Raw genomic sequence first — 25,858 nt, 5'->3', positions numbered from 1 at the left:
CGCACGCGGTCGGCCGCGCCGATCGTTGTCTAGCGGCCCGGCGCCTGCGCGTCGATCGCCGCGCGCAGCGCGTGCAACGCATCGGTGAGCGCCGACGCGAACGGCGGATGCGCGGCGATGCCCGCCGCATCGAGCTGGCTGCCGAGGATCGGCAACGCGATCGACGCGCGCTCGACGATGCACGCCGACATCACCGACAGCGTTTCCCGCAGCGCCGCGTCCGCATGCGTCGCGCGCGGCGACGCGTTCAATACCGCGACCGGCTTGTCCACGACGGCTTCGCATCCCACGACCCAGTCCAGCGCGTTCTTCATCACGCCCGTCACGCCGTGTGCGTATTCCGGGCTTGCGATCAGCACGCCGTCCGCGATGTTCAGCCGCTCGATCAGGTCGCGCACCGCGGCCGGCGACGGATGTTCGGCATCGGGATTGAACAGCGGAAATTCGCCGAGACGGAAGCCGGCGGCGATCGCGGCGAGGCCCGCGATGCAGAGTGCGAACAGGATCAGGACTTTGTGGATCACGCCTCTCTCCTCTTGAATGCGCGGCGCCGAAGGACGTGCCGCGGAGACGGTGACGGCGGGCACGGCCCGCGCGGCCGTCGTGCGCGACGACGGTCGGAGTTCCGGCGACAGGTGCGCGCGGACGGTCAGCACCATACGCGACGGATACGGGGCGGGCAATCTGGCGGCGGGAGAAAAGCGACGAAACGTGGGGAATCGGCGTGTTTCGCGACAATTGGCCGCAAGGGGCGGCGTGTGATGGCGATGCGTTTGCGTGCGCCGGCCCGGGGTGCGACATCGCGAGTGGGTTTGTATCGCACATGCGCGACACGACACGGTAGCCGCTGCGTCCATCGCACGCGTTCCGCCGGGACTTCCATACCGGAGGCGCTCATCGAACCGATGAGCGCGAGACATCCTCACACCGCCTGCTGCCCCCCGAACGCGTGCTTGATCCGCGCGAACAGCCCGTGCCGAGCGATCCATTCCGCATACGCGCGATAGTCAGGATCCCGCATCAAATGCCGTTCTTCCGTCTTCGCCCGCGTGTAGTAGATCAGGTTGACCGCGACGAGCCCCGCGCAGTGCATGAGCCCGAGCTGCCAGCCGAGCGGCTCGACGAACGGCACCGACACCATCCAGTACGACAGGTTCTTAGCGATATACGCCGGATGCTTCGTGAAGCGGTACGGGCCCGACGTGATGATCCCGCGGTTCGTGAGGTTCGAGAAACGCAGCCCGAACGAGATCGTCGACAGCGCGTAGGTCATCAGCAACAGGATGATCACCGCGCCCCAGATCACGCGCAGCATCGGCGCGGACAACAGCCAGTTGTCCCAGAACAGCGAGCCTTCGTAGCGGATGTAGTTGTTCGAGATCAGCGACCAGAACGGCTGGTAGCACATCAGCGCGGCGACCCAGCCGAGCGTCGTCGGCTCGACGGTGCGCACGTGGCTGTCGAGGATGCGGAACGTGCACAGGTAGCCGACGGTGCCGAACATCAGGTCCATCGTGAACGACAGGTCGTACAGGAACACGAAGGTCGCGAGCGTCATCGGCGCGTGCATCGCGTTCGCGAGCGACGCGCTCAGGTGATCGGCGTCCTTCGACAGGTAGACGGTCATCAGCGGCAGGAAGAACGCCTTCACGCCCCAGCCGGCGAGCATCTCGCGCACGGGCTGCCAGCTCGCGGGCTGCTCGCGGCGGAACAGGAAGCGGCCCCACAGCAGGTACGCGTCGTCGGTCTCGCGCTGGTGGCGATCCATCCACGCGAAGTAGAACGGCGCGGCGACGATCACGTACGGCGCGAGCGAGCGCAGCAGCGACCAGAAGGGCAGGTAGAACGCGCCGTGATATTCGGGCAGCAGCCAGTAGAGCAGGCCGATGCCGGCGTAGATCGACGTCAATGCGCCGAGTCGCGTCGCGACGCGGGCGAGCCCGAGCGTGCGCACGGCCTGCCGCGACAGGCCCGCGCTCGGGCGCAGGTAGACGCGCGAGATGAAGATTTCGTGCAGCGCGATCGTGCCGATGATCGCGAGGCTGGCGATGACCGCGCGTGTGGCCGCGTCGAGGGTCGGCTGGTCGCGGGTGATCCACAGCGCGAAGAGGCCGGCCGCGATGCCGAGCAGGCCGGCGCGCAATGGTGTGGCGGAACGGGGCGGGCGGTCCTGGACGGCGGCGATGCCGTCGATGGTGGAATTCATGATCGAATCCTCGTCGGGATGAGGGCCGGCGCCCCCGCTTGGCGGGTGACGCCGGCCGTCGGCCGGGCATTGGATTGGTACGCGCCCGGCCATTGGCCTGTGGTTTTGATGGGTGCAGCGTTACTTCTTCGGGGTGGCGCCGAGCAGACCGCCGAGCAGGTTCGTCACCGGCGCGAGCAGATTGTTCGTGCCGCCCGCGGCACTGGTCGAGCCGCCGGTCAGGCCGGTCGCGACGGTGCTGCTGCCGGTGGGCGTCGTCACCGTGCCGGCCGCGCCGCTCGGGCTCGCCGTGCCGAGCGCTCCCAGCGCGCCGGCCGGCGACGTCAGCGAACCCGTCAGCGTGCCGACGGGGCCGCTCGTCAGCGCACCGCCGAGGTTGCCTGTCAGGCCGCCGCCCGGCGTCGTGACCGTGCCGGTCAGGCTGGCGCCGAGCGGGGTCAGCGAGTTGACGAGGCTGGTGACCGGCGCAAGCAGGCCGCCGACACCCGAGCCGCTCGTGCCGCTGGTGCCACTCGTTCCGCTCGTTCCACTCGAGCCGAGGCCGCCGAGCGCACCCGTCACCGTGCCGAGCAGGCCGGTGATCGGCGCGAGCGGGCCGCCGCTGGTACCACTCGTCCCGCTGGTGCCGCCCGACCCGCTCGAACTGCTGCCGCCGCCGAGCCCGCCCGTCAGCGTACCGAGCAGACCGGTGATCGGTGCGAGCGGGTTGGTGCCGCTGCTGGAGCTGCCGCTGGACAGCAGGCCGCCGGCCGACGCCACCGTGTTGCCGAGCTGGGACACGCTGCCGCCGGCGCTCGTGCCGACCGGGTTGCCGGTCGCGCTGCCGACCTGCGAGCCGGCCAGGCCGAGGCCGCTGCCGAGCGTGCTCAGCAGGCCGCTGAGCGGCGCGCCGAGCAGGGTCGCGTTGCCGAGCGTCTGCGTGGCGCCCGGCGTCGTGACGCCGCCGGTCAGCGTGTTCGTGATCGGGTTGATCACGCTGCCGAGCTGCGTCTCGAGCTGCTGGACCGGCGCGCTGTTCAGCGCCGTGTTGAGTGCCGAGGCGGTCGAGTTGACCGCGGTGCCGACCGTGTTGACCAGATCGCCGACCAGCGTCGTGGCCGGCGCGAGCGGCGACAGCGGGCCGCTGCCGAGGCTCGTCACTGCGTTGCCGAGGTTGTTGACCGCGCCCCCGGCGCCGGTCAGCAGGCCGGTGGTCGACGTGAGCGTCGGGCCGAGCGGGTTCGGCGACACGCCGATCGAGCCGAGGCCCGCCGCGACGCCGCTGCCGAGCGACTGCACGCCGTTGCCGAGGCTCGTGACCGCGTTGCCGATGCTGGTGGCCGTCGTCGGGCTCGTGCCGGGGACCTGCACGCCGCCGATCTGGGTACCGCCGTTCGCGACTGTCGTGCCAAGTCCCGTGACGAGCGTGCCGGTTTGCTGGAGGACGTTGCCGAGCGGGGTGACGTTGCTGGAGGTGCCCGACGTGCCCGACGTACCCGAAGTGCCCGACGTACCGGAGGTGCCCGAGGTGCCGGAAGTACCCGACGTACCGGAAGTACCCGAGGTGCCGGAGGTACCCGACGTACCGGAAGTGCCCGACGTACCCGAAGTGCCCGAGGTGCCCGAGGTGCCGGAAGTACCCGACGTACCGGAAGTGCCCGACGTGCCGGAAGTGCCCGAGGTGCCGGAGGTACCCGAGGTGCCGGAAGTGCCCGACGTGCCGGACGTACCCGAGGTGCCGGACGTACCCGACGTACCAGAAGTGCCTGACGTGCCGGAAGTGCCGGAAGTACCCGACGTACCGGAAGTACCCGAGGTACCGGAAGTACCCGACGTGCCGGACGTACCCGACGTGCCGGAAGTACCCGACGTGCCGGACGTACCCGAGGTGCCGGAAGTCCCCGAAGTCCCCGAAGTCCCCGAACTACCGCCTCCCGACGTTCCCGACGACCCCCCACCGGAAGTCCCCGAACTACCGCCACCGGACGTCCCCGTCGAGGTGTTCCCGGATGCTCCCGAAGTCCCCGAGGTCCCCGAAATGCCGGACGTTCCCGACGTGCTCGGCTTGACCGACGGCGTGACCGGCCCGTCGACCGACCCGCATCCGTAGAGTGTGACGAGCGACAGGACGGCCAGCGATACCGTCGTTTTCTTGAAGTAATGGTGCATGGTGCCCTCGACATTGGAAGTTGTGCCGAGGGCCATTACTGCAAATTCCGCGCCATGGCATCTTTCGCGCGACGCGCCGGCGCTTTGTTGCGGAAATCGGGAATACCGGCGCGATTTAAACGGAGGAATGGCGGTTTCGCGAGATGGGCATACCAAGCGCGCCAATCCGCCCGCTGCGATGTTCCCGTAAGGCGCCGTAACGCGCGGCGCGATGTTACGTAGCGTTCGTCCCGCCGCGACGCGGGTGGCCGCGACCGGAACGCCGACTCTTTGACGAAACGCCCGCGTGCCGCGAACATGACGCGAACCCACCCGGCCGCGGCCGGCGCCGAAGCGGTCGCGACTTCAGAGAGGACACCGACGTGAGCGAACAGGACAGGGAACAGGGCAAGGCGCGCCGCGCCGAAGTCATGGGCGACGCATTCGTCGAGCGCGCGATGCGCGATCTCGACGGATTTTCGCGTCCGCTGCAGAACTGGTTGAACGAGCACGCATGGGGCAGCACCTGGCAGCGCGACGGCATCGACCTGAAGACGCGCAGCCTCTGCACGTGCGCGATGCTGGCGGCGCTGGGGCGCAGCGCGGAGCTGAAGGGCCACGTGCGGGGCGCGCTCAACAACGGCGCGAGCCTCGTCGAGATCCGCGAGGTGCTGCTGCACAGCGCCCTGTACGCGGGCGCGCCGGCCGCGGTCGAAGCGTTCCGCAGCGCGCGCGAGGTGATCGCGGAACTCGGGCTGTCGCTGCCCGACGACGAAGCGTGACCGACGCGCGGTGCCCGCCCCCGCAGCGCCGGCGCGCCGCCATCCTCAGCGCGCTCGCCCCGTCTACCCGATGACGCTCAATGCTCGACGTGCGCACCCTGCGCCGGCACGTCGACCGGCGCGGCGGCAACCTCGAGCAGCCAGTCCGCGGTCGCGTCCGGAATCGTGACGGGCAGCATGTGTCCGCCTTCGACGACCGTCAGTCGCACGCGCGCCGACTTGTTCGCCAGCGCCTCGCCATGCGCGCGCCAGTTCAGGATCGGATCGGCGCGGCCGTACAGCACGTCGACCGGCAGCGTGAGGTCCGCGTAACGTCGCTCCATCGCGGGCAGGTCGGCGGGCGCCGACAGCAGGTCCGTCGCCGTCGCGTAGAACACGTGCGGGCGCAGCCCGAGCAAACCGCCGCCCTTCACCGGGAAGTCGCGCGGCACGGCTTCCGGCGCGAACACCTGGTCGACGGCCTTGCGGCCGGTCAGGATCGTCAGCGGCACCGCGAAGGTCCACGACACGAAGCGGCGCACCAGCGGCGACGGCAGCATCAGCGGCTTGAACGGCGCCGGCGGTTCGGTCTGGTCGTGCGACAGCGGCGCGATCAACGCGAGCCGGCTCACGCGCTCCGGATGGTTGAGGCCGACCGCGAGCGCGATCGCGCCACCGAGCGAGTGGCCGACGAGCACCGTCCGGTCGAGCTTCAGCGCGTCGAGGAACGCGGCGATCGTGCGGGCCTGCGCGAACACGTTCGCCTGCGAGCTGGCGGCGCGCAGCGAACGGCCGGCGCCGGGCCGGTCGACGAGGATCACGCGATGGTGCTGCGCGAGCCGCGTGAGCGGCAGGTACGCGAAGTTGCGCCACTGTCCGGCGAGCCCGTGCACGAACACGAGCGGCGGGCCGCTGCCGTACTCGACGTAGTGGATGCGATCGCCGCCGACGTCGACGAAGCGCCCTTCGGGCGGAAACGCGCGCGTCACGCGGCGCGCGATGAAGCCGGAAAACAGCGCGAGCACGGCGAGCACCACGACGACGCCGAGCAGCACGTTCTGGATCAGATGAAGCGTATGGCTCATGTCGGCCTCAACGGGTTTCGAGTACGGGTTCGGCAACCGGCGCGGCGGCCGCGCCGGCTGTCGCGCGGCGTTCGAACTTCATCGCCGAATCGGCGAGTCCGCTGAACTTGAGCGACGCGAGATCGAGCACGTAGTTCTGATGGAATTTCCAGGGCTTGCGGTGCCCCTGCCTCGGCAGGATGCCGGCCGCGCGCTGGATGTAGCCCGAGCTCAGGTTCACCGCCGGCACGTCGCCGAGGTCGCCGGCGCCGAGCCGCGGCACGCAGGTGTCGTAGCCGTTCGCCCGCATGTGGTTGAGCAGCCGGCACACGTAGCGCGCGATCAGCTCGGCCTTCAGCGTCCACGATGCGTTCGTGTAACCGAACGACGACGCGAGGTTCGGCACGTCGCTGTACATCATTCCGTTATAGGACACCGTCTGCGGCAAGTCGACCGCGCGGCCGTCCACCGTGACGCGCGCGCCGCCGAGCATCTTCACCTTCAGCCCGGTCGCGGTGACGATCACGTCCGCGTCGAGCTGCTGGCCGCTCTTCAGCTGCAGGCCGGTCGGCGTGAAGCGTTCGATCTCGTCGGTGACGATCGACGCGCGGCCCGCGCGGATCGACTTGAACAGGTCGCCATTCGGCACGAGGCACACGCGCTGGTCCCACGGCATGTAGCGCGGCGTCAGATGCTTCGCGACGTCGAAGTCGGGGCCGAGCTGCTTGCCGGCCGCGCGGATGATGAACCGCTTCGTCTGCTCGGGCTTGCGGCGCGACACGTTGTACAGGTACATCGTCAGCAGCACGTTCTTCACGCGCACGAGCCGGTGCGCGAGCCGCGACGGCAGCACGCGGCGCAACGCGTTCGCGATCCTGTCGCGCGCGGGCAGCGACACGATGTAGGTCGGCGAGCGCTGCAGCATCGTCACGTGTTTCGCGTCGGCGGCCATCGACGGCACCAGCGTGACGGCCGTCGCGCCGCTGCCGATCACGACGACGCGCCGGTTCGCGTACGACAGGTCCTTCGGCCATTGCTGCGGGTGCACGATGCGGCCTTCGAACGATTCCATGCCGGCCCAGTCGGGCAGGTAGCCGCCGTCGTAGTCGTAATAGCCGCTGCACATGTAGAGGAAGCGGCACGTGTAGACGAGCGTGTCGACCGTGCCGTCCCGCGTGCGCTCGATGCGCACCGTCCAGCGCGCGCGGTTCGAATCCCAGTCGGCCGCGATCACCTTCTGGCCGTAGCGAATCGTCTTGTCGATGCCGTACGCGCGTGCCGTGTCGCGGATGTAGTCGAGAATCGTCTGCCCGTCCGAGATCGCCTTGTCGCTGTGCCACGGGCGGAAGCTGTAGCCGAGCGTGAACATGTCGGAATCCGAACGAACGCCGGGATAGCGGAACAGGTCCCACGTGCCGCCGATCGCATCGCGCGCCTCGACGATCGCGACGCTCGCGTACGGGCAGCGCTTTTTCAGGTGATACGCGGCGCCGATGCCGGACAGGCCGGCGCCGACGATCAGCACGTCGAGGTCGCGGCTGTCGCCGCAGGCGGACGGCGCGTCGCGCCGGTCGGTCGTCGTCGAGCTCATGCCAGGTCCTTGGTCGGTGGGGTGGGGCGTGCGGCCGGCGCGTGCGTGCGTTCTCCCGCGGCGGCTGCCTTCGGGCACAGATTGCGTGCGCGTGCGCGGCGCACGTAGCGCAACACCAGCTGCTGGTATCCGGCGCCGAGCAGGCGCGCGATCCTGTCGAGGCGCCGCGCATCGGCGCCGACCAGCACGCGGCGCGCATTGCGCTCGACGCCGGCGAGAATCTGCCGCGCGGCGTCGTCGGCCGTCGTCGCGTTGATCAGGCGGTTCGCCTGGCGGCGGTGGGTCGCTTCGTCCTGGCCCGTGAGCGCGCGGATGCTGGTGTCGACGCGGCTCGCATCGACGATGCCGGTCGCGACGCCGCCCGGATGCACGCAGGTCGCGCTGACCGGCGCGCCGTCGAGTTCGAGCTCCATCCGCAGCGCCTCGGTGAAGCCGCGCACCGCGAACTTGGTCGCGTTGTACGCGCTCTGCGTCGGCATCGCGACGAGCCCGAACAGGCTCGACGTGTTGATCACGTGCCCGTCGCCCGACGCGCGCAGATGCGGCAGGAACGCCTGCGTGCCGTGCACGACGCCCCAGAAGTTGATGCCGACGATCCATTCGAGATCGGCGATGCGCGCGGTCTCGGCGCTCGCGGCCAACGACACGCCCGCGTTGTTGAAGACCAGGTTGACCTTGCCGTGTTCGGCGCGCACGAAATCGGCCCACGCGAACACCGCGTCGCGGTCGGCGACGTCGAGCCGTCGCATGCTCGTGCGCACGCCGTGCTTGCCGCACGCGGCCGCTGTGCCGGCGAGCCCGACATCGTTGACGTCGGCGAGCGCGACCTCGCAGCCGCGCCGCGCGAGCTCGACCGCGAGGCTGCGGCCCATGCCGGAGGCGGCGCCCGTGATCGCGGCGACCTTGCCGGAAAAACCCTTCATTCGTCTTCCTCCCGTTCCGCTTGCACTGCGCCGGCGGCGTGCTTATTGTGGTGATGTTCGTCACCACTTTAGTTTTCGGGTGTCCTGATGTCAAATAGCGAAATGGAGAAAGCACTCGAAACGGAAAAACGGGGGCGCGCGTACGGCGGTGTCGCGCCCGAGGTGCGCGCCGCCGAGCGACGCGACGCGCTGATCCGCGCGGCGACGCACATGTTCGGCACGGTCGGCTTCCGCAAGGCGACCGTGCGGTCGATCTGCCAGCAAGCGAAGCTGAACGACCGCTATTTCTATGCGGCGTTCGACAGCACGGAGGATCTGCTGCGCTGCACCTACCTGCATCACGCGCAGCAACTGCACGACGCGGTCGAGCGGGCGGTGGCCGACCGCGGCGGCGATCTGCGCGAGCGCGTCGACGCGGGGCTCGCCGCGTTCTTCGGCTTCCTGCGCGACCCGTGCGCGGCGCGCGTGCTGCTGCTCGAGGTGATGGGCGTGAGCGCGGATACCGACATGACCTACCAGCGGATGCTGATCGACTTCGGCAAGCTGATCATGGCCATCGGCGCGGCGCGCGAGGCCGTGACGCCCGCCGAGCGCACCGAGCAGCGGCTCGTCGGGCTCGCGCTGGTCGGCGCGATGACGAATGTCGGCGCCGCATGGCTGCTCACCGAGTATCGCGATCCGGAGGCGCAGATGATCGCGAGTTGCAGGAAAGTGCTGCTAGGTACGTTGAGGGAAGAGGGGTAGCTGGGCCAAGCGCTTGGTGGCGCCCGGAATGAAGGGGTCGAAGCCAATTGCGCGCATGTTGCGATTTGATTTACGTTTTTCGCCGGGGTGAATTCATTACGCGCAATCGATACCGATAATTAACGGGTGGGGATCGATATTAACAAGGCGCAGAATTTCACGAAATTGTCATTGGCTATATTCATTTTTTTGATTTGTCGGTTTGCGAATATATATAATCGAATTTAAATGAAACAAGCCGGCGCGACGCCAATGAAAATTGACGTTGCGTCGGCCCTGCACGCGAAACGTGTCGCGCGCGTGCACTGCGAGATTACAAGCCCGTGTATGCGCCCCGGGTCCAGCCATCACCATCCCAGCACCACTCGGTGGTCGAGCCCCCACTCGTCGCGTACACACGGATATGCACGGCGCTCCCGCTCAGCCAGCACGTCGCCGACACGTTGTCGCCGGCCTGGTTGAACGCCCCCGTGTACCAGTTCGACCCGTCGTAGCAGCGCTCGGTGATCTTGTTGCCGTTGGCCGTGTAGACGCGAATCGACGGCGTGGTTCCCCAGGAAATTGCGGCGGTTTGCATGTTCAAACTCCTTGATTGGAATAAGGCGGAGAATTGAAGTGTTTCGGTAAAACGCGATTCCGCGCATTACCGGGAATAAGGTTAGATGAAAATCTCGAAAATCAATATGAGATTTTTTGTGAATAAATGGCGCGATTAATTCGGCGCGAGAAAATCCGTTGCCGCCGGCGCGGTTTCCGCGATCCGCGCCTTCATTGCGTCGATGAATGCGCGCACCGTCCGCGACGGCAACCGCGTCGACGGATACACCGCATGAATCCCCGCCAGCGCCGAACGCCAGGCGGGTAGCAGCCGGACGAGCCGGCCGGCCGCGATGTCCTCCGCGGTCGCGAAATCCGTCAGGAACCCGAAGCCGCCGCCCGCGAGCGCGATCGCGCGGCAGGCCGTCGCGGTGTTCGACACGACCGGCGCGGTGCAGCGCACCGACGCATGGCCGCCGCTCGTGTCGTGGAGTTCGAGCGTATGCGGGCGTGACGGCGTCGACAGCATCACGAACGGCAGCGCGGCGAGCGCGTCCGGATCGCGCGGCAGGCCATGCCGTGCGACGAACGCGGGGCTCGCCACCACCCATTTCTCGTATTGACCGAGCTGCACCGCGCGATGGTTCGAATCCGCGAGGCGGCCGAGGCGGATCGCGACATCGAGGTTGTCCGCGACCAGATCGACGACGCGGTCGTTCGCGATCAGTTCGACGTCGAGCCCCGGATGCGCATCGCGCAGCGCGACGATGGCCGGCGCGACGACCAGCGCGCCGTAGTCGATCGGCACGCTCACGCGCAGCGTGCCGCGCAATGGGCCCGCGTCGGACGACACAGCGTCGAGCGCGCTTTCGGTCGCGAGCACGATGTCGCGGCACGCGTCGTAGAACGCGCGCCCCGCATCGGTCACGCTCAGCCGCCGCGTGGTGCGCACCAGCAGGTTCGCGCCGACTTCGGATTCGAGGCGCTGCATGTGCGTGCTGACGACCGTCTTCGCGAGGCCGAGCCGCTCGGCCGCGGCCGTCAGCGAGCCGGCATCGACCACCGCGACGAAGATCGCCAGCCGGTTCAGGTTCACGTCGCGCAGGTCGGCCATCGTTGATTGTCCTATGGGAAAGGATAATGTTTCAGCGATTATCCGCCTTCTGGATGTGAGCGGCGAGCGCTACGCTGCGGGCTGGTCGTCGCCGATTTCCGGCGGCGCGAGATCCAGGAGCCTTTCCATGCCAGCCGCCAGCAAGCCCGTCCGTCCAGTTCGTGTCTATTCGTTCCCGCTGTCCGGGCATGCGCACCGCGTCCGGCTGTTCCTGTCGCTGCTCGGGCTGCCGTCCGACATCGTCGACGTCGACCTCGCGGCCGGCGCGCAGCGCGACCCCGCGTTCCTCGCCGTCAATCCGCTCGGCCAGGTGCCGGCGATCGACGACGACGGCACCGTGCTCGCCGATTCGAACGCGATTCTCGTCTATCTCGCGAAGCGCTACGGCGACGCGCACTGGCTGCCCGACGATGCGGCCGGCGCGGCGACCGTGCAGCGCTGGCTGTCGTACGCGGCCGGGCCGATCGCGTCGGGGCCGGCGGCCGCGCGGCTCGTCACCGTGTTCAACGCGCCGCTCGATCACGACGCGGCCAAGCGCACCGCCGCGAAGATACTCGCGGTGATTGACGGCGAGCTCGCCGGCAAGCCGTTCGCCGCGGGCGCGCAGCCGACGATCGCCGACATCGCCGCCTACACGTACATCGCGCACGCGCCGGAAGGCGGTGTGTCGCTCGAACCGTATCCGCACGTGCGGGCGTGGCTCGCGCGCGTCGAGGCGCTGCCGGGCTTCGTCGGCATGCCGACGACCCGTGCCGGCCTGCTGGCCGCCTGACGCGCCACGACACGTCTTTACCGGGAGAAATGCGATGACCGCGCCGACCGCCGCCGTACCGGGCTGGGAACTCGACGTTGCGCCTTTTCATGCGGGCGAGCTCGCCGTGCAGCAGCGCGCGGGCGTGACGGAGGCCGCGGGGGCGGCCGGCCGGCGCGGGATCCGTCGCTTCATGCCGGACCAGCACCGGGCGTTTTTTGCGCAGCTGCCGTTCTTCGTGCTCGGCGGCGTCGACGCGCACGGCCAGCCGTGGGCGACGCTGCGGGTAGGGATGCCCGGCTTCGTGACGGCGCCGGACGCGCGCACGCTGCACATCGGCGGCGATGCGCTGCCCGGCGATCCGCTGGCCGGTGCGTGGCAGCCCGGTGCGCCGCTCGGCGGGCTCGGCATCGAGTTCGACACGCGCCGGCGCAATCGCGTGAACGGCGTCGTGCGTGCGGTCGACGGCGGCGCGCTGACGATCGCGGTCGAGCAGAGCTTCGGCAACTGCGCGAAGTACATCCAGGGTCGCAAAGCCACGTTCGTCGCGCGGGAAGGCGATGCGTCCGGCGCGGCCGACGTGTCGGATCGGTTGAGCGACGCGGATCGCGCGCTGCTCGCGCAGGCCGATACGTTCTTCGTCGCGAGTGCGAATACGTCGGCCGATGCGGGCGCCGCGGGCGGCGCGGACGTGTCGCATCGCGGCGGCATGCCGGGCTTCGTGCGCGTCGACGACGCGTGCACGCTGACGACGCCGGATTTCAGCGGCAACCGCTTCTTCAACACGCTCGGCAACCTGCAGCACGATCCGCGCGCGGGGCTGCTGTTCCTCGATTTCGACAGCGGCGACGTGCTGTATGTCGCCGCGCGGGCGGAGATCGTGTGGGACGGGCCGCTCGTCGCGTCGTTCGCCGGCGCACAGCGGGTCGTGCGGTTTCATGTGGACGAAGTGCGGCGCACGCGGGGCGCGTTGCCGTTCCGGTGGTCGGTGCCCGAGCGGGCGCCGCAGTTTGCGGCGATGGCCGCGGGCTCGGCGAACGCGGGTGCGCAGGCGGCTTCGGAGCCCGCATCCGCATCGCCGTCCAACTGGCGCCCGCTGCGCATCGCGAAGATCGTCGACGAAGCGCGCGCGATCCGCTCGTTTCATTTCGAACCGGCGGACGGCGGCGCGCTGCCAGCCCATGAAGCCGGCCAGCATCTGACGCTGCGTATCGCGCTGCCGGACAGCGACGCGCCCGCGATCCGCAGCTACACGCTCTCCGATGCACCCGGCGCACCGCATTACCGGATCACCGTGAAGCGCGAAGGATGCGTGTCGGCATGGCTGCACGACCACGCGCATGCCGGGATGACGCTCGATGCGCAGATGCCGCGCGGCCGCTTCACGTTCGACGTCGCGAGCCCCCGTCCGGCCGTGCTGGTGTCGGCCGGCATCGGCATCACGCCGATGTTCGCGATGCTGCGGCGCGCGCTGGCGGACGACACGCCGTCGCGCCGCGTCGTGTTCGTGCACGGCGCGCGCGATACGGCCGACCGGCCGTTCGCGGCGGAGCTGACGCGCATCGCCGACACCGACGCACGCGTGGCGCTGCACTGGTTCGACAGCCGGCCGCAGCGCGACGGCGCGGCGCGGCCGGGCCGCATCGACGTCGCGCAACTGAAGCGCATCCTGCCGTTCGACGACTACGATTTCTACCTGTGCGGGCCGTCCGCGTTCATGCGCGATTTGTACGACGGATTGCGTGCGCTGAACGTGCCGGACGAGCGTATCCGCTTCGAGGCGTTCGGGCCGTCGAGTGTCGTGCGCAGTGCGGCCCGCGCGACGGGAGTGCCGTCGGTGGCGAGCGTGCCTGTCGTGTTCCGACGTTCCGCGCGCGACGCCGTATGGACGCCCGCCGACGGCACGCTGCTCGAATTCGCGGAAGGCCAGGGCGTGGCGGTACCGTCCGAATGCCGGTCGGGGTCGTGCGGCACCTGTGCGACGCGCGTGCTGTCCGGGGCGGTCGATTACGTGCAGTCGTACGACGCGCCGGTCGAGCCCGGTTGCGCGCTGCTGTGCGTCGCGCAACCTGCCGAGGGGGCCACGGAGCCGCTCGTGCTCGACCGCTGACGCGCGTGCGGCATGCGGTCGCACAGCCCGTGCTGCGCAAAAAACGCACGCAACTGCTTCTTTTTCAGGAGGCCTGTCGGATCGACGATAGCGTCAACCGATAGAGGAAAAGGAGCAACATCATGAAACTGTTTAGCATGATCCGCCTGGTTCTGTGGAGTTTCTTCGGCGTACGCAACAGCAAGGCGCACGCGTCCGATCTCGCGAACGTCAACTTCACGCTGCTGCCGTTCGTCGCGATCGTGCTCGCGGTGCTGGTCGGCGCGGTGATCTATGGCGTCGTCCATCTGGTCGTCGATCCGACGGTGACGATGCAGGGGTTCTGAGCGCTCGCCGAATCACGCCGGTCGCCGTGCCCGCGTTCCCCCTCCCGCTTCCCGCCTTCCGTTTCGGCCGATTCTCCGGCCGCCAGCCCCGCCCGGGGTAAAATGCGCGCCACGCCGCGATGTCGCGTGCGACGGGCATTCCGCCGTTCCGACGAACGGTGCACGCAAATGCCCGGCGCCCGCACCGGGGCGTTCGAAGCGTCCCCTGCATGACAACACCGCGCGGCATAGCCGGTCGCCCGACACGCATCCGATCCACGGATCGGCCGCCGTGTCGGCGCCTGGCGCGTCACCGGCATCCGATGTCCCATCCTGCGCATTCCCGATCGATCGGCACGCAAGCGGCCGGATGGTCAGATTCGTCCGGTGAATGTCGTGCCCGGCGGCTCGCCGGGTCATGCGCGGGGTCGCGCTTCGCGGCTGCATAACGTGTTTTCGACAGGGTCGAGTGGCGAGTTTTCCATCCAGAACAATGACGGTGAATAGAACAACAGCGTCGCCCGCACGGCGGCGGCGCGCGAAGGTCGGCGTGGGCGTCGGTCTCGGCATCACGCTTTTCGCGGCGCAGGCCGCCGCGGCACCGGGCGACGCGCCGGCTCCCGAAGCCGATGCGGCCGCCAGCGCGACGCTGCCGGCGATCGCGGTCAGCGGCGAGCGCGGCGGCGCGTTTCGCGCGCGCGAAGCGTCGGTCGCGGGGCTCGACGACGCGCCGCTGCGCGACACGCCGGCCTCCGTCAGCGTCGTCACGCGCGCGCAGCTCGACGACCAGCAGGCGAAGCGCCTGAGCGACGTGGTGCGCAACGATGCGTCGGTCGTCAACGACTACGCGCCCGTTGGCTACTTCGAAGGCTTCGCGATTCGCGGCTTCCCGGTGGATCTCGCGAGCGCGATCCGGATCGACGGGCTGACGGTGTCCGGCGAGCAGAACGTGCCGCTCGAGAACAAGGAGCGCGTCGAGATCCTGAAGGGACTGGCCGGCATCGACAGCGGCGTGGTCGCGCCGGGCGGCGTGATCAACTTCGTGACTAAGCGCTCGGCGAACGTCGCGAGCGTGACGACCGGCGTCGACAGCCGCGGCTCGACGTCGGCGGCCGTCGATCTTGGCCGCCGCTTCGGCCCCGATCACCAGTTCGGATTCCGGATCAATGCCGCGAAGGAGAACATGCACTCGTACATCGACGGCACGAACGGACGGCGCACGTTCGGCTCGATCGCCGCCGACTGGGACATCAGCCCGCGCGCGAGCCTGCAGTTCAATGCGGAATTCCAGCAGTGGATCCAGCGTTCCGCACCCGGTTACCAGCTGCTCGGCGGCACCGTCGTGCCGTCCGTCAACACGACGTCGAAGGCGCTCGGCACGCAGCCGTGGGCGAAACCGGTGACGACCGACGCGCTGAACCTGAACGCGCGCTTCGACTACCGGTTCAACGACGACTGGAACGCCTACATCGCCGCGGGCCGCAGCCGCACGATGATCGACGACAACAGCGCGTTCGCGTACGGCTGCTATTACGCGTCGAGTTGCGCGGCCGGCGCGACGTCGCCGTTCTTCTTCGGCGCGAACGGCGACTACGACGTGTACGACTTCCGCAGCCCCGGCGAATACCGCCGCAACGACGACCTGCGCGCGGTGACGACGGGCAAGTTCGCGACGGGGCCGCTGCGTCACGAGCTGACGCTCGGCGTGAGCGTGCAGCGCCGCGTCGTGCACATGGCGAACGCCGTGTACGACTACGTCGGCAGCGAGAACATTTACGGGCCCGACGTCGCGTTCGCGCCGTCGTCGAACACGGCCGGGCCGTCGTATCCGCAGCTCGATTCGTGGCAGTACGGCGTGTTTGGGCTCGACCGCATCAGCATCGGCGAGCATTGGCAGGTGCTCGCGGGCGGCAAGGAGGTGCTGCTGCGCCAGCGCAGCTGGAGCAGCCTCGATGGCGACGCGACGCACACCGACCGCTCGGTGTTCCTGCCGCAGGTCGCGCTCGTCTACAAGCCGGTGAACGTGCTGTCGCTGTACGCGTCGTACAGCAAGGCGCTGTCGCTCGGCGACCAGGCGCCGGTGCGCGCGACCAACGCGTATGCGTTCCTGCCGCCGGTCGAATCGCACCAGTTCGAGCTCGGCGCGAAATACGACTGGCTCGACCGGCTCAGCCTGACGGCCGCCGTGTTCTCGATCAGCAAGCCGTTCCAGTTCGCCGACCCCGATGCGTCCGGCACGAGCTACGCGTTCGTGCAGCGCGGCACGCAGCGCCACCAGGGGATCGAGCTTGGCGCAGCCGGGCGCGTGACCGAGCGGCTGTCGCTGACGGCCAGCGTCGCGGCGATTCGCGCGCGTGCGTACGATTCGGGCTCGCCGGCGTACGAAGGGCATCAGATCATCAACGTGCCGGCGCTGCGTGCGTCGCTGTACGCGGATTACGCGGTGCCGGGCGTCGCGGGCCTGAACATGCTGGGCGGCGTCGAGTACAGCGGCGGCCGCAACGCGAACGAAGAGGGCACCGCCCGCGTGCCGTCGTGGTTCGTGTTCAATCTCGGCGCGCGCTATACGACGAAGATCGGCGGCCATCGCACGGTGCTGCGTGTGTCGGTGGACAACCTGTTCAACAAGTTCTACTGGCGCGACGCGGGCGAGCAGCAGGGCGACGCGTACCTGTTCCCGGGCGCGCCGCGCACCGCGCGCGTGTCGCTGACCTATGATTTCTGATCGACCGGATTCGGCCGCGTGACACGCGGCTCCGGCAGCTAACCAGGAGAGCATGGACGATGTCCCCACTCGAAATCGCCGGCGTGATCGTCAGCGCGCTCGCGATCTGGCTGACCGCGAAGCGGCGCATGCTGTGCTGGCCGGTCGGGCTCGCGTCCGTCGCGCTGTACGGCTGGATCTTCTTCGATGCGAAGCTGTATTCCGACATGCTGCTGCAGGGCGCGTTCGCGGTGCTGCAGGTGTACGGCTGGCGCCGCTGGATCGCGCAGCGTACGCTGGAGGCGAGCGGCGGCGCGGCGCCGGCAGGCGACGTCGCACCCGTCGCCGGTGTGCGGCCGCGGCAGATGCTGCCCGACCTGATGGCGGCCGTCGTCGGCAGCGCGCTGCTCGGCGGGATGATGGCGCGCTGGACCGACGCCGCGCTGCCGTTCGTCGATGCGTCGCTGACCGCGTTCAGCCTCGTCGCGCAATACTGGACCGCGCGGCGCTACATCGCGTCGTGGGGGCTGTGGATCGTCGTGAACGTCGTGTACGTCGGGATGTTCGTGTTCAAGGAACTGTATCTGACGGCCGGGCTCTATGCGCTGTTCATCGCGCTCGCCGTCGTCGGCTGGCGCGACTGGAGCCGGACGGCCGACGCGCTGCGCGCGAGCGCGAACCCGGCGGGCTGATTCACGCGCCGATTCAACTACGGAGCTACGTCGTTCATGTCATTTCCCCTCGAGCCGGACCGGCCGCTGTCGCCGGACGTCGCACCGCCGCAGTTCGGTGTCGACGGCGAGCAGGCCGAACGCGACTGGCCGCTGATGACGCACGACGAGGTGGCGGCGCTGCTCGCGCGCATCGACGGCGCCGGCGAACCGGCGCGGCTGACCTGGCACAGTCCGCGGCAGTTCGCGGCGGCCACGCTGGTGCGGATGACGGACGGGCGCGCACTGTTCGTCAAGCGTCATCACGTGAGCCTGCGCGACGTCGCGGGGCTCGAGGAAGAGCATCGTTTCATCGCGCATCTGCGCGCCCGCGGGATGCCGGTGGTGGACGTGCTGGCCGATCGCAACGGCGCGACGGCCTTTGCGTGCGGCGACTGGACGTACGAGGTGCATGTGGTCGCGCCCGGGGTCGACGCGTATCGCGGCGTGATGTCGTGGCAGCCGTTCACGCATCCTTCGCACGCTTACGCGGCCGGCCGCGCGCTGGCCGAGCTGCATCGCGCGTCGGCCGGTTACGACGCGCCGGCGCGGCCCGTGCGCACGCTGCTGTCGAGTTTCCGCGTGCTGTCGTCCGATGATCTGGCGGGCGCGCTCGAACGCTGGGTCGACGCGCAGCCGCTGCTGGTGCGCGCGCTCGGCACGCGCGACTGGCGCGGCGATGTCGCGGATGCAATCGGCCCGTATCACGCGCGCCTCGTGCCGCTGCTGCCCGCGCTGCCGCCGCTGTGGACGCACGGCGACTGGCACGCGTCGAACCTGCTGTGGACCAGCGCCGGCCCCGGCGCGCAGGTGCGTACGGTGCTCGACTTCGGTCTGTCCGATCGCACTTGCGCGGTGATGGACGTCGCGCTTGCGATCGAGCGCAACACGGTCGACTGGATGGCGCCGCCCGACGCGCGTCGCATCGAATACGCGCACATCGATGCGCTGCTCGACGGCTACGAATCGCTCGAACCGCTGAGCGACGATGCGTACGCGGCGCTGGTCGCGATGCTGCCGATCGTGCATACGGAGTTCGCGTTGTCGGAGGTCGCGTATTTCGGGTGCATCATCGACGCGCCGGCGATCGTCGATGTCGCGTACGACGGTTATCTGATCGGGCACGCGCGCTGGTTTGGTGAGCGAGACGGGCGGCAGTTGCTCGAATGGCTGGTGCGGCGTCGGCGTGCGACGCGGGGGAGCGTTTGATTCTTTGGGAACATCCTGACAGCATCATCGGTTCGGCGATGGATAGGTCGCCCAAATCGATTTGACGGACCGTCGCCCGCGAGTGCTGGATGTGCGCGCTTATCGCACGTGCGGCGACGACAAATGAGTCAACTCTCAGGTCAATGACCGGTGCAGCAATTGTCGGGGCAGCCGGGGCTCACTTGGACGGTGACCTCACGGGTTTCCGATGTCGATTCGGCTGTGCTACCGGCCGGATAAATTTGCGTTTTTATCTGAAGTGGTGCGTTTATCAGCCCATCGTCTATGATGGTTTTCGCCACAATGGTGGCGCGTTTCGTTGCAAGTTTATCGGGCGAGGTTTCATTTTTGGACGCGCTGCCAATTATGTAGATCCAGTTTTGAATCGGATACCTGGAATTGATTGACGAGACCCATTGCCCGATTCGTGTTTGCTCCGATCCGGCGATCTCGTGACTATTGGGTGAAAAGGCCACGAACAATTGTTGTGATGGAAGATTCTGTGATCCTTGGCATTCTGCAGTCGCATTGTCCGAAAAAATGAACAGGGTCGAGATTAGTGCTGAAATAAAAATTCTCATGCTGAATTTCACTCCTTACTCTGCAAATAAGTCTTCGCCGTAGATCACGAATCCGGTGAGTGTATCCGCATTTCTCAATGCCAGGTCAGGATTGGCTCTTGCCCATGCAGCCGCTGTGGGGTCGAGCCCGTAGCGAGCGTCGTCGCTGCCAAAGGTGTCAATGAAATGGGTTACTTCATGAATGAGAGTGGACAGGCGGGAATCCCCGAACATATTCTGATCGCGCAAGCCGGTACAAAACTTCATCGCAATACTTATAAGCCTGCGCTCAGTGTTGGGTCCACAAACATGAGCGGCTTCGTGATCGATATTGCTCATATTCGGAACGCACCCTAGCATTCTATCGAGGCTCGGATCGCTTCGAACGAAATTGTGTGGCGTTAGCATTTTAAGAACAGAGAGGTGTCGTGAGAAGCCACCGATAAGATAGTGTCGAGTATTTTCATCGTATCGATTGAACCAATAGATCATTCTCTCTTTGGTTTTTTCGTCGTACCACTTCAGGTCGGCGATCCTTCGCTCAATTAGAATAATGGCCCATTTATTAAGCCGCGCTACCATTATTCGAAATTCGCTGTTGGTCATGTTCGGGCAAATGGGCGTTGTGTTGATGTGAACATGTACCATCGATCCCGGATTTGTGTTGGTGACGGCCCCGGAATGAACGAGGAACCATTCATTGTCTTCGTCAGCGTCAAAGTTGTACTCGTTGTGATTGGAAATATCATTCATTGCTTTAAAGTCTCGCTGTGTCTATTTTCAAGGATGTTGGCGTATCAGTAGCGAAGCGGCGCATTGTTGTCGGGTCGTCGTTCCCGATCGTTCGTCGGCTCCTCAATTGAAGTTGGTGAAAATCCGAGCGCACAACTGCGGGGTTACGGAGCGGCATGGTTGCGTTCGTGTCCCCGGAACCTTGAACAGTCATCCTTTCGAGTGAAGATGTCTATAGAACTCGTTCGAAATTTTGGAATGCAAAGAATATTTTTGTGATTTTGACGTAGCCGAATTGGATGATTGGAAACGATGCGACGCGTTCGATGAGCTTTGACGGCATCATCGGTTTGCACGCGAGTGTTAGAAGTCGCGTACAGATGACCCATCCGGGCAGGATGCACGATGGTTCGGGGGTACAAAGCGCCACAAAAGAATCGACGAATATCAGCGCTTGTCGCGGACATGCTGTGTCTCGTGCTTGGAGCGGGCCGGCACGCCGATCGACGTGCGGAGGATTGATGCGGCCGAGGAAGCGTCGCGCGTCGCCAGCTACTACGGGCCGCTCGAGGAGGATGGGGTGTGTCGGTGAAGGTGGACGGCTATGCGGCGGCGATGCGGAACTCACGTTGTATCAGCGCGCGTTGAGCAACCTGCTTTCCAATGCGCGCGCTTATGAACCGCGCGACACGCTGCCCGCGATCGCCGGGCAGCGCACGCGCCTGACCGGCATCAACGGGTCGCGAGGCTGTCGTGACGGTCGACCTGCGGCGTATTCTCCCCGGCATGCATCGAAATCGCGTGAAGTTCCCTGTTGCGCGCGATCATCTCGCTGGTCGGCGGGTACTGCGTCTTGCTCGTCGGCACTACACCGTCGTGTTGCGCCTGCTTCAGTTCGTTGATGACTTCCGTGCGGGTCTTGCCCTGCGTTTGCGTTTGCGCGAACGCGGCTTGCGTGGTGATGCCGAGCGACAGCGTGGCGGTGACGAACAGGGCCGTGAGTTTTGTCGTGTGCATGGAGCTCTCCTTGATGAGGCCGCCGGGTGGCGATCCATGCATTCAGTATGCGAAAGCAGCCGGGCGTGACCGTGATCGGAAGATGAAAAGTGCGTCAGATAGGGGGATGACGCGCGTGACGCAATCGTCATGTTCGAGTCATGCATGCGACGGGATCAAAGCGGAACATGCAGTCAACCAGCGGCGGACATGTCGGGCGCGTTGCCGCCGATATGCGATCCGGCCGCTGGCATGCGCATCGTTCGCCGCGAGAGTCTCGACAGCGGACGAGCCCATCACGACTCTTCCAATCGTTCGCCAAAGAATTGCTTGTCTGCCCGCTCGTCGCACCTCGTCATGCCGGTCGTCGCGCTTCTCGTCTCGCTTTTCGCAGGCTGCGCGTCCGTGCGGCCAGGCACCGGACCGGCCGCATCGACCAGTGCGCCAAAAGCAAAGCCCGTCGCCGGCGAGTTGATGCCAGGCGGGCAGATCGACTACGCGGGGCATCGCTGCGGCAATCCGAACCTGTACGTGAAGACGCACCCGTGCCTGTTTCCGCAGCGCAACGTCGCGCGCTGAATACTGTGACCGCGTGAAAGACCATGCAAAAAAGTTCTTCGTGGATTTCCGTCGACGTCGCTTGCCGACCCATCTCGGTCCGTCATGTCGCCACCGTATCTGGCCGAAATCGGATGAGTAGGAAGCCTAAGCCTTCTCCAGTTGCTTCTCGCTAGTGGGTATCGCGTGCGTCTCCCAGTCGCTTGAGTAACCACCTTCCGGCAGGGCCGGGCGGTGTGTCCTTCCTGAAGACTGCAAACATGGCGATGGGCGGTGTATGTGGCTGGAACGCTTCAAGCCGCAAGGGCACGAGCTTGCCGGAATCCAGATCGTCCTGAACCATGGCTACCGGCATATGGCCCCATCCAAAGCCAGCTCGCAGGAAGGCGTGCTTGGCCCCCAGGTCGGCAAGGCGCCATATCTGCGGTGAGAAAACGCCGAAAGTCGTGCCCTCCGTCAGGGTCGTGCGGTCTGTCAGCACAAGCTGCACGTGCGCCTCGAGATCGGCGGGCCGGAGGATCCGATGCTTTGACGCCAGAGGATGGGACGCGGCCGCGACCGTCATCATTGGCACATCCAGCAGTTTTTCGGCATCGAGAATGTCTGGCACCGATGGCATCGAGCCACTGATGCCGAGCCGGCATGTCTGGGCCAGTACCGGCTGCATGACGGCGCCAAGCGCTTCGACGTAAAGCCGCAAGGGGGTATGCGGAAACTCGCTTCGGAACGCACCGACTGCGTCGGTCAACGATGCCATCGGATACATGACGTCCACCACCACGGACAACTCCGGCTCGAGGCCCTCGGACATTGCCCGCGCCTTCGCCTTGAACCCGTCCATGCCGCCTACCACCAGCCGCGCCTGTGCCAGCAGGGCCGATCCTGCGTCCGTCAGCCTGGGATACCGTCCCGCGCGATCGAAGAGTTGCACGCCAATCTGGCCTTCCAGGTTGGCCAGTGTATGGCTGACCACGGACTGCGCTCGCCCGAGTTTGCGGCCGGCGGCGGAGAAACTGCCTTCGTCGGCGGCGGCGATGAAGGTGCGGATCTGGTCCAGCGAGACGGCGTCGAGCATGTATCTATGTAGTAGATGGATTGAATCTAAAAATATAGGCTACCTGGATAGGTGTCAAATCTTTACGCTTCGTTCATCCCCTCTTTGAAAGGATGAACACCATGAACTCGAACCTGAACACCTCGCTGAACGAACCCTCCGCCATTCCCCTTATGGGCCGCACCCTCATCGCGGCCATCTTCTTCATCAGCGGCTTCGGCAAGCTGATGGCCCCTGACGCGACGATGGCCTATATCGGATCGCTGGGCCTCCCCGCGCCAGCGCTCGGACTGATTGGCGCACTGGTGCTGGAACTGGCGGGCGCCACGCTCCTGGTCATTGGCTACAAGACGCGCGTGGTGGCTCTCTTGCTCGCTGGCTACGCTGTCGTGACGGCGCTGATCTTTCATCACGCGCTCGCTGACCAGAACCAGATGTTCCATTTCTTGAAGAACCTGGCGATGGCCGGTGGTCTCCTGCAGGTGGTCGCGTTCGGCGCCGGCGCATTGAGCCTGGACAACCGTCGCGCGCCGGCCAAGCGCGTTGTCGCCTGATACATCGCAGGAGAAGACATCATGAGCATTGCCACAACGCTTCTGGAGCAACATCTCCAGTTCCTGGTCGACAAGCCGGAGCAATGGCGGGAACTGATCTCCGACAGCATCGTCTGGGATCTGCCGTACGCACCAAGCCTGGGTCATCCGCTGAAACTCGAAGGACGCGAATCCGTGCTGCGGCATGCGAGCTGGTTCGTGGGAGCAGTCAAGAACTTTCGCTTCTCCGATGCCATCGTGACTGCGACGGACGACCCGCAGCATGCGATTGCACGGGTGCGTGGAGAGGGCGTGATCGCGGCGACCGGCCGCACCTACCGCCAGGAGTATGTCGTGTTTCTGACTGCCCGCGACGGTCGCATCGTGCATCTGCGCGAGTATTTCGACCCGGTCCAGGCAGCCCTTGCCCTCGACGCCCCTGTAGTGGGCGTCGCTTCCAGGAGCATCTGATGAAAGCCATCCACGTATCTGCGTACGGCAGCCCCGACGGCATGACGCTGGTCGAGGCGGACGATCCCGTACCGGGCGACAACGAAGTCTTGATCGACGTTGCCGCCGCGTCGGTCAATCCCATTGATTGGAAAATCGTAAGCGGCGCCATGCAGGCTTTCATCCCGCTGCCGTTGCCGTTCACGCCGGGCGTGGACGCAGCAGGGACCGTCATCGCCGTCGGGCGCAACGTGACCACGCTGAAGCCGGGAGATGAGGTGATGGGATTCATCGGCATTGTCGGCGCCTTCGCCACGCGCGCCGTGGTGGAGGCAACCCGGCTGGCACGCAAGCCCGCGTCCCTGGCTTTCACAGGCGCCGCCGCGATTCCCGCGGCGACGTTGACGGCATGGCAGGCGCTGCACGAGCATGGTGTCTTGCAACCCGGCCAATCAGTCCTTATTCACGGTGCGGCAGGCGGCGTCGGCAGTGCAGCCGTGCAGCTTGCCAGGCTGGCCGGTGCCCGCGTGATCGGCACGGGCTCCGGCGCGAGCCGCCAATACGTGGAAAGTCTAGGCGCTGATGCCTTCGTCGATTACCGCACGGAGGATTTCGCCGAGCGTGTGTCGATGGTGGATCTTGTGCTGGATCTGATCGGCGGCGGAACCCAGGAGAAATCATGGTCCGTACTGAAACCGGGCGGCACGTTGGTGTCGACGGTCGCCAGACCCGATGCAGCGCGCGCCGAAGCCGCCCAGGCAACCGGCAGACACTTCGCCACGCGTAGCGACGCGACGCAGCTCGGGCACCTCGCAACGCTCCATGCGTCGGGCGATCTGCGTGCCCATATCGATTCGGTCTTTGGGCTTTCGGACGTCGGGCAGGCGCTTCACCACAGCAAGGGCGGCCACGTAAGAGGCAAGATCGTTGTGGACGTGGCCCGGTAGCGCTCGCCTAAGCGGCAAATCGCACCGCTGGCGAGAGCGTGAAGGACTCACGCATGTCGCGTGCTTCTTCCATCGGCGTTCGCCCGAAAAGCCGCTTGAATTCCCTGCTGAACTGCGAAGTGCTCTCGTAACCGACGCGTCCCGCTGCAGCCGCAGCGGTGACGCCGTCGCGAATCATCATCAGGCGCGCCTGATGAAGGCGGGTGGACTTGATGTACTGGATTGGCGAAGTGTGGGTCACCGTTCGGAAGTTGGCGTGAAAGGCTGGCACGCTCATGCCGGCTTCTTCAGCCAGGCGCGTCACATTGAGCGGCGACGCGTAGTCCGTATGGATACGCTTCAGCGCTCTCGCGACGCGGCCGAAGCGCCCGTGATGGGCAAGGGCGGCACGCATTGCACCGCCCTGTGCCCCCGTCAACACGCGGTAGCAGATTTCCCGCACCAGGCTTGGACCCAGAATCTGGGCATCCATCGGCACCGTTAGTGCCTCCAGCAGCCTGACGGTTGCGGCGGCCAGATTCTCCTCCAGTTGCGTGGACACCATGCCGTTCGGCGGCGCTTCAGGCTGATGTGCTGCGGCGCCGATCTGCGTGATCAGCTCGCTGAGTTCGATGAGGTCCAGACGGATGGACACCGCCAACATGGGTTCTTCTGGCGTAGCCTGGGTTTCCGTGGAAAACGGCAACGGTACGGACAGTACCAGATAGTGCTGTGCGTCGTAGACATAGACCTCATTGCCCAGGAAGCCCAGCTTGCGGCCCTGGCACACGATCACGATGCTCGGTTCGTACAGCACCGGCGTGCGCCCAAGGGGACGGTCCGAGCGCATCAGCCGAACGCTGTCGAGCGTCGACTGTGTGTAGCCCTCGTTGGGCGCCAGTTTCTCGATCAGACGAACCATCTTGACGGAAGCGGGGGAGCGGACCTTCGACACCGCAGTCTCCTGTTGTTTGCCGACAGTCGCCATTCTAGCCGCGCCTCTCCCGCTGTACCAGCCAGGTCGATAGGAATAGGCAATAACGGCATCGGTCCGTGTATTCGCCAACAGGTAGGCCATCCCTATCATTCCCTCACCGGCCAACGAACCATACCACTTCATTGAAGGCCGAAACGCGGCTGCGAGGCGTGCCACGCACAGCACGGCCCCGCCCGGCCGGACCCGAACCAACAAT

Annotated in this window: 24 protein-coding genes and 1 pseudogene; 12 read left to right on the top strand and 13 right to left on the bottom strand. The window is 66.6% G+C overall.

The features are described 5' to 3' along the window. Positions 1–29: 29 nt before the first annotated feature. The 3 genes and pseudogenes from ABIC50_RS08410 to ABIC50_RS33970 all read right to left on the bottom strand — a co-directional run. Positions 30–455, bottom strand: a pseudogene (locus tag ABIC50_RS08410) (NADPH-dependent FMN reductase); the annotation flags it as partial. 467 nt (positions 456–922) lie between these two features. Next, positions 923–2,206 carry an isoprenylcysteine carboxylmethyltransferase family protein gene (locus ABIC50_RS08405; protein WP_354163038.1) on the bottom strand — a complete coding sequence of 428 codons (1,284 nt, stop codon included), beginning with the start codon at positions 2,204–2,206 and terminating at the stop codon, positions 923–925. Positions 2,207–2,326: 120 nt separating this feature from the next. Next, complete coding sequence (locus tag ABIC50_RS33970) at positions 2,327–4,354, bottom strand: collagen-like triple helix repeat-containing protein (RefSeq protein ID WP_471685774.1); 2,028 nt, start codon at positions 4,352–4,354, stop codon at positions 2,327–2,329. Between the two features lie 362 nt (positions 4,355–4,716). Here ABIC50_RS33970 and ABIC50_RS08390 point away from each other — a divergent pair, with 362 nt between their 5' ends. Continuing rightward, positions 4,717–5,115: a carboxymuconolactone decarboxylase family protein gene (locus ABIC50_RS08390; RefSeq protein ID WP_229082566.1), complete on the top strand. Its 399-nt coding sequence runs from the start codon at positions 4,717–4,719 to the stop codon at positions 5,113–5,115. Between the two features lie 77 nt (positions 5,116–5,192). Here the strand turns inward: ABIC50_RS08390 and ABIC50_RS08385 are convergent, their stop codons facing one another. From ABIC50_RS08385 to ABIC50_RS08375, 3 genes are read right to left on the bottom strand one after another with little or no spacing between them, the layout of a single operon-like run. Then, positions 5,193–6,179, bottom strand: coding sequence for an alpha/beta fold hydrolase (locus tag ABIC50_RS08385; RefSeq protein ID WP_354163029.1), 987 nt, complete (start codon positions 6,177–6,179; stop codon positions 5,193–5,195). Between the two features lie 7 nt (positions 6,180–6,186). After that, complete coding sequence (locus ABIC50_RS08380) at positions 6,187–7,749, bottom strand: flavin-containing monooxygenase (protein WP_354163027.1); 1,563 nt, start codon at positions 7,747–7,749, stop codon at positions 6,187–6,189. Beyond that, positions 7,746–8,672, bottom strand: coding sequence for an SDR family NAD(P)-dependent oxidoreductase (locus ABIC50_RS08375; protein ID WP_354163025.1), 927 nt, complete (start codon positions 8,670–8,672; stop codon positions 7,746–7,748). Before ABIC50_RS08375 ends, ABIC50_RS08380 begins: the two co-directional genes overlap by 4 nt. Positions 8,673–8,774: 102 nt before the next feature. Between ABIC50_RS08375 and ABIC50_RS08370 the strand changes: the two genes are divergently transcribed. Next, positions 8,775–9,416 carry a TetR/AcrR family transcriptional regulator gene (locus ABIC50_RS08370; protein ID WP_354163022.1) on the top strand — a complete coding sequence of 214 codons (642 nt, stop codon included), beginning with the start codon at positions 8,775–8,777 and terminating at the stop codon, positions 9,414–9,416. A gap of 313 nt (positions 9,417–9,729) precedes the next feature. On the opposite strand, the gene ABIC50_RS08365 is transcribed toward ABIC50_RS08370, so the two are convergent. Then, positions 9,730–9,993, bottom strand: a complete 264-nt coding sequence (locus ABIC50_RS08365) for a fucose-binding lectin (RefSeq protein ID WP_011660332.1) — start codon at positions 9,991–9,993, stop codon at positions 9,730–9,732. 135 nt (positions 9,994–10,128) lie between these two features. Beyond that, on the bottom strand, positions 10,129–11,067 hold the full coding sequence (locus ABIC50_RS08360; protein WP_229082560.1) for a LysR family transcriptional regulator: 939 nt from the start codon (positions 11,065–11,067) through the stop codon (positions 10,129–10,131). A gap of 127 nt (positions 11,068–11,194) precedes the next feature. Here ABIC50_RS08360 and ABIC50_RS08355 point away from each other — a divergent pair, with 127 nt between their 5' ends. From ABIC50_RS08355 to ABIC50_RS08330, 6 genes are all read left to right on the top strand, one after another. Continuing rightward, entirely contained in the window at positions 11,195–11,839 is a 645-nt protein-coding gene (locus tag ABIC50_RS08355) for a glutathione S-transferase family protein (RefSeq protein ID WP_229062675.1), read from the top strand. Positions 11,840–11,873: 34 nt separating this feature from the next. After that, positions 11,874–13,928 carry a pyridoxamine 5'-phosphate oxidase family protein gene (locus tag ABIC50_RS08350; protein ID WP_354163019.1) on the top strand — a complete coding sequence of 685 codons (2,055 nt, stop codon included), beginning with the start codon at positions 11,874–11,876 and terminating at the stop codon, positions 13,926–13,928. A gap of 122 nt (positions 13,929–14,050) precedes the next feature. Further along, entirely contained in the window at positions 14,051–14,254 is a 204-nt protein-coding gene (locus ABIC50_RS08345) for a DUF2970 domain-containing protein (protein WP_006750787.1), read from the top strand. 472 nt (positions 14,255–14,726) lie between these two features. Then, positions 14,727–16,958: a TonB-dependent siderophore receptor gene (locus ABIC50_RS08340; RefSeq protein WP_354163017.1), complete on the top strand. Its 2,232-nt coding sequence runs from the start codon at positions 14,727–14,729 to the stop codon at positions 16,956–16,958. A gap of 59 nt (positions 16,959–17,017) precedes the next feature. Then, entirely contained in the window at positions 17,018–17,629 is a 612-nt protein-coding gene (pnuC, locus tag ABIC50_RS08335) for a nicotinamide riboside transporter PnuC (RefSeq protein WP_354163014.1), read from the top strand. A gap of 36 nt (positions 17,630–17,665) precedes the next feature. Then, positions 17,666–18,856 (top strand): phosphotransferase enzyme family protein, encoded by a 1,191-nt coding sequence (locus tag ABIC50_RS08330; protein ID WP_354163011.1) that lies wholly within the window; start codon positions 17,666–17,668, stop codon positions 18,854–18,856. A 140-nt stretch (positions 18,857–18,996) separates the two neighbouring features. Here ABIC50_RS08330 and ABIC50_RS08325 read toward each other — a convergent pair whose 3' ends face one another. The 3 genes from ABIC50_RS08325 to ABIC50_RS08315 all read right to left on the bottom strand — a co-directional run bounded on the left by ABIC50_RS08325 (position 18,997) and on the right by ABIC50_RS08315 (position 21,165). Beyond that, positions 18,997–19,437 carry a hypothetical protein gene (locus tag ABIC50_RS08325; RefSeq protein WP_354163008.1) on the bottom strand — a complete coding sequence of 147 codons (441 nt, stop codon included), beginning with the start codon at positions 19,435–19,437 and terminating at the stop codon, positions 18,997–18,999. A 15-nt stretch (positions 19,438–19,452) separates the two neighbouring features. Beyond that, entirely contained in the window at positions 19,453–20,169 is a 717-nt protein-coding gene (locus ABIC50_RS08320) for a M35 family metalloendopeptidase (RefSeq protein ID WP_354163005.1), read from the bottom strand. Positions 20,170–20,880: 711 nt separating this feature from the next. Next, positions 20,881–21,165: a DUF4148 domain-containing protein gene (locus tag ABIC50_RS08315; RefSeq protein ID WP_354163002.1), complete on the bottom strand. Its 285-nt coding sequence runs from the start codon at positions 21,163–21,165 to the stop codon at positions 20,881–20,883. A gap of 189 nt (positions 21,166–21,354) precedes the next feature. Here ABIC50_RS08315 and ABIC50_RS08310 point away from each other — a divergent pair, with 189 nt between their 5' ends. Next, positions 21,355–21,723: a hypothetical protein gene (locus tag ABIC50_RS08310; RefSeq protein WP_354162999.1), complete on the top strand. Its 369-nt coding sequence runs from the start codon at positions 21,355–21,357 to the stop codon at positions 21,721–21,723. Between the two features lie 151 nt (positions 21,724–21,874). Here ABIC50_RS08310 and ABIC50_RS08305 read toward each other — a convergent pair whose 3' ends face one another. Further along, the gene (locus tag ABIC50_RS08305; RefSeq protein WP_354162996.1) at positions 21,875–22,777 is read right to left on the bottom strand and encodes a LysR family transcriptional regulator; all 903 of its coding nucleotides are present in this window, start codon (positions 22,775–22,777) and stop codon (positions 21,875–21,877) included. A 101-nt stretch (positions 22,778–22,878) separates the two neighbouring features. On the opposite strand from ABIC50_RS08305, the gene ABIC50_RS08300 reads away from it, so the two are divergent. From ABIC50_RS08300 to ABIC50_RS08290, 3 genes are read left to right on the top strand one after another with little or no spacing between them, the layout of a single operon-like run. Further along, entirely contained in the window at positions 22,879–23,310 is a 432-nt protein-coding gene (locus tag ABIC50_RS08300; RefSeq protein ID WP_471685771.1) for a DoxX family protein, read from the top strand. A 21-nt stretch (positions 23,311–23,331) separates the two neighbouring features. Beyond that, positions 23,332–23,760 (top strand): nuclear transport factor 2 family protein, encoded by a 429-nt coding sequence (locus ABIC50_RS08295; protein ID WP_175738383.1) that lies wholly within the window; start codon positions 23,332–23,334, stop codon positions 23,758–23,760. Next, entirely contained in the window at positions 23,760–24,686 is a 927-nt protein-coding gene (locus tag ABIC50_RS08290) for an NADP-dependent oxidoreductase (protein ID WP_354162990.1), read from the top strand. The genes ABIC50_RS08295 and ABIC50_RS08290 overlap by 1 nt, the downstream gene beginning before the upstream one ends. 7 nt (positions 24,687–24,693) lie before the next feature. Here the strand turns inward: ABIC50_RS08290 and ABIC50_RS08285 are convergent, their stop codons facing one another. Next, positions 24,694–25,587: an AraC family transcriptional regulator gene (locus tag ABIC50_RS08285; RefSeq protein WP_354163655.1), complete on the bottom strand. Its 894-nt coding sequence runs from the start codon at positions 25,585–25,587 to the stop codon at positions 24,694–24,696. Positions 25,588–25,858 lie beyond the last annotated feature (271 nt).

Origin of the sequence: Burkholderia sp. 567 (assembly GCF_040545115.1) — a bacterium.
Classification (GTDB): Bacteria; Pseudomonadota; Gammaproteobacteria; order Burkholderiales; family Burkholderiaceae; genus Burkholderia; species Burkholderia ambifaria.
This window is presented reverse-complemented; position numbering and strand designations above follow the sequence as displayed.

Coding starts and splice junctions, on each gene's coding strand:
- ABIC50_RS08325 (WP_354163008.1), bottom strand. CDS start 19,437: ATGAGAATTTTTATTTCAGCACTAATCTCGACCCTGTTCATTTTTTCG.
- ABIC50_RS08350 (WP_354163019.1), top strand. CDS start 11,874: ATGACCGCGCCGACCGCCGCCGTACCGGGCTGGGAACTCGACGTTGCG.
- ABIC50_RS08355 (WP_229062675.1), top strand. CDS start 11,195: ATGCCAGCCGCCAGCAAGCCCGTCCGTCCAGTTCGTGTCTATTCGTTC.
- ABIC50_RS08315 (WP_354163002.1), bottom strand. CDS start 21,165: ATGCACACGACAAAACTCACGGCCCTGTTCGTCACCGCCACGCTGTCG.
- ABIC50_RS08385 (WP_354163029.1), bottom strand. CDS start 6,179: ATGAGCCATACGCTTCATCTGATCCAGAACGTGCTGCTCGGCGTCGTC.
- ABIC50_RS08370 (WP_354163022.1), top strand. CDS start 8,775: ATGGAGAAAGCACTCGAAACGGAAAAACGGGGGCGCGCGTACGGCGGT.
- ABIC50_RS08375 (WP_354163025.1), bottom strand. CDS start 8,672: ATGAAGGGTTTTTCCGGCAAGGTCGCCGCGATCACGGGCGCCGCCTCC.
- ABIC50_RS08360 (WP_229082560.1), bottom strand. CDS start 11,067: ATGGCCGACCTGCGCGACGTGAACCTGAACCGGCTGGCGATCTTCGTC.
- ABIC50_RS08305 (WP_354162996.1), bottom strand. CDS start 22,777: ATGCTCGACGCCGTCTCGCTGGACCAGATCCGCACCTTCATCGCCGCC.
- ABIC50_RS08340 (WP_354163017.1), top strand. CDS start 14,727: ATGACGGTGAATAGAACAACAGCGTCGCCCGCACGGCGGCGGCGCGCG.
- ABIC50_RS08290 (WP_354162990.1), top strand. CDS start 23,760: ATGAAAGCCATCCACGTATCTGCGTACGGCAGCCCCGACGGCATGACG.
- ABIC50_RS08320 (WP_354163005.1), bottom strand. CDS start 20,169: ATGAATGATATTTCCAATCACAACGAGTACAACTTTGACGCTGACGAA.
- ABIC50_RS33970 (WP_471685774.1), bottom strand. CDS start 4,354: ATGCACCATTACTTCAAGAAAACGACGGTATCGCTGGCCGTCCTGTCG.
- ABIC50_RS08365 (WP_011660332.1), bottom strand. CDS start 9,993: ATGCAAACCGCCGCAATTTCCTGGGGAACCACGCCGTCGATTCGCGTC.
- pnuC (WP_354163014.1), top strand. CDS start 17,018: ATGTCCCCACTCGAAATCGCCGGCGTGATCGTCAGCGCGCTCGCGATC.
- ABIC50_RS08405 (WP_354163038.1), bottom strand. CDS start 2,206: ATGAATTCCACCATCGACGGCATCGCCGCCGTCCAGGACCGCCCGCCC.
- ABIC50_RS08295 (WP_175738383.1), top strand. CDS start 23,332: ATGAGCATTGCCACAACGCTTCTGGAGCAACATCTCCAGTTCCTGGTC.
- ABIC50_RS08380 (WP_354163027.1), bottom strand. CDS start 7,749: ATGAGCTCGACGACGACCGACCGGCGCGACGCGCCGTCCGCCTGCGGC.
- ABIC50_RS08285 (WP_354163655.1), bottom strand. CDS start 25,587: ATGGTTCGTCTGATCGAGAAACTGGCGCCCAACGAGGGCTACACACAG.
- ABIC50_RS08345 (WP_006750787.1), top strand. CDS start 14,051: ATGAAACTGTTTAGCATGATCCGCCTGGTTCTGTGGAGTTTCTTCGGC.
- ABIC50_RS08310 (WP_354162999.1), top strand. CDS start 21,355: ATGTCGGGCGCGTTGCCGCCGATATGCGATCCGGCCGCTGGCATGCGC.
- ABIC50_RS08300 (WP_471685771.1), top strand. CDS start 22,879: ATGAACTCGAACCTGAACACCTCGCTGAACGAACCCTCCGCCATTCCC.
- ABIC50_RS08330 (WP_354163011.1), top strand. CDS start 17,666: ATGTCATTTCCCCTCGAGCCGGACCGGCCGCTGTCGCCGGACGTCGCA.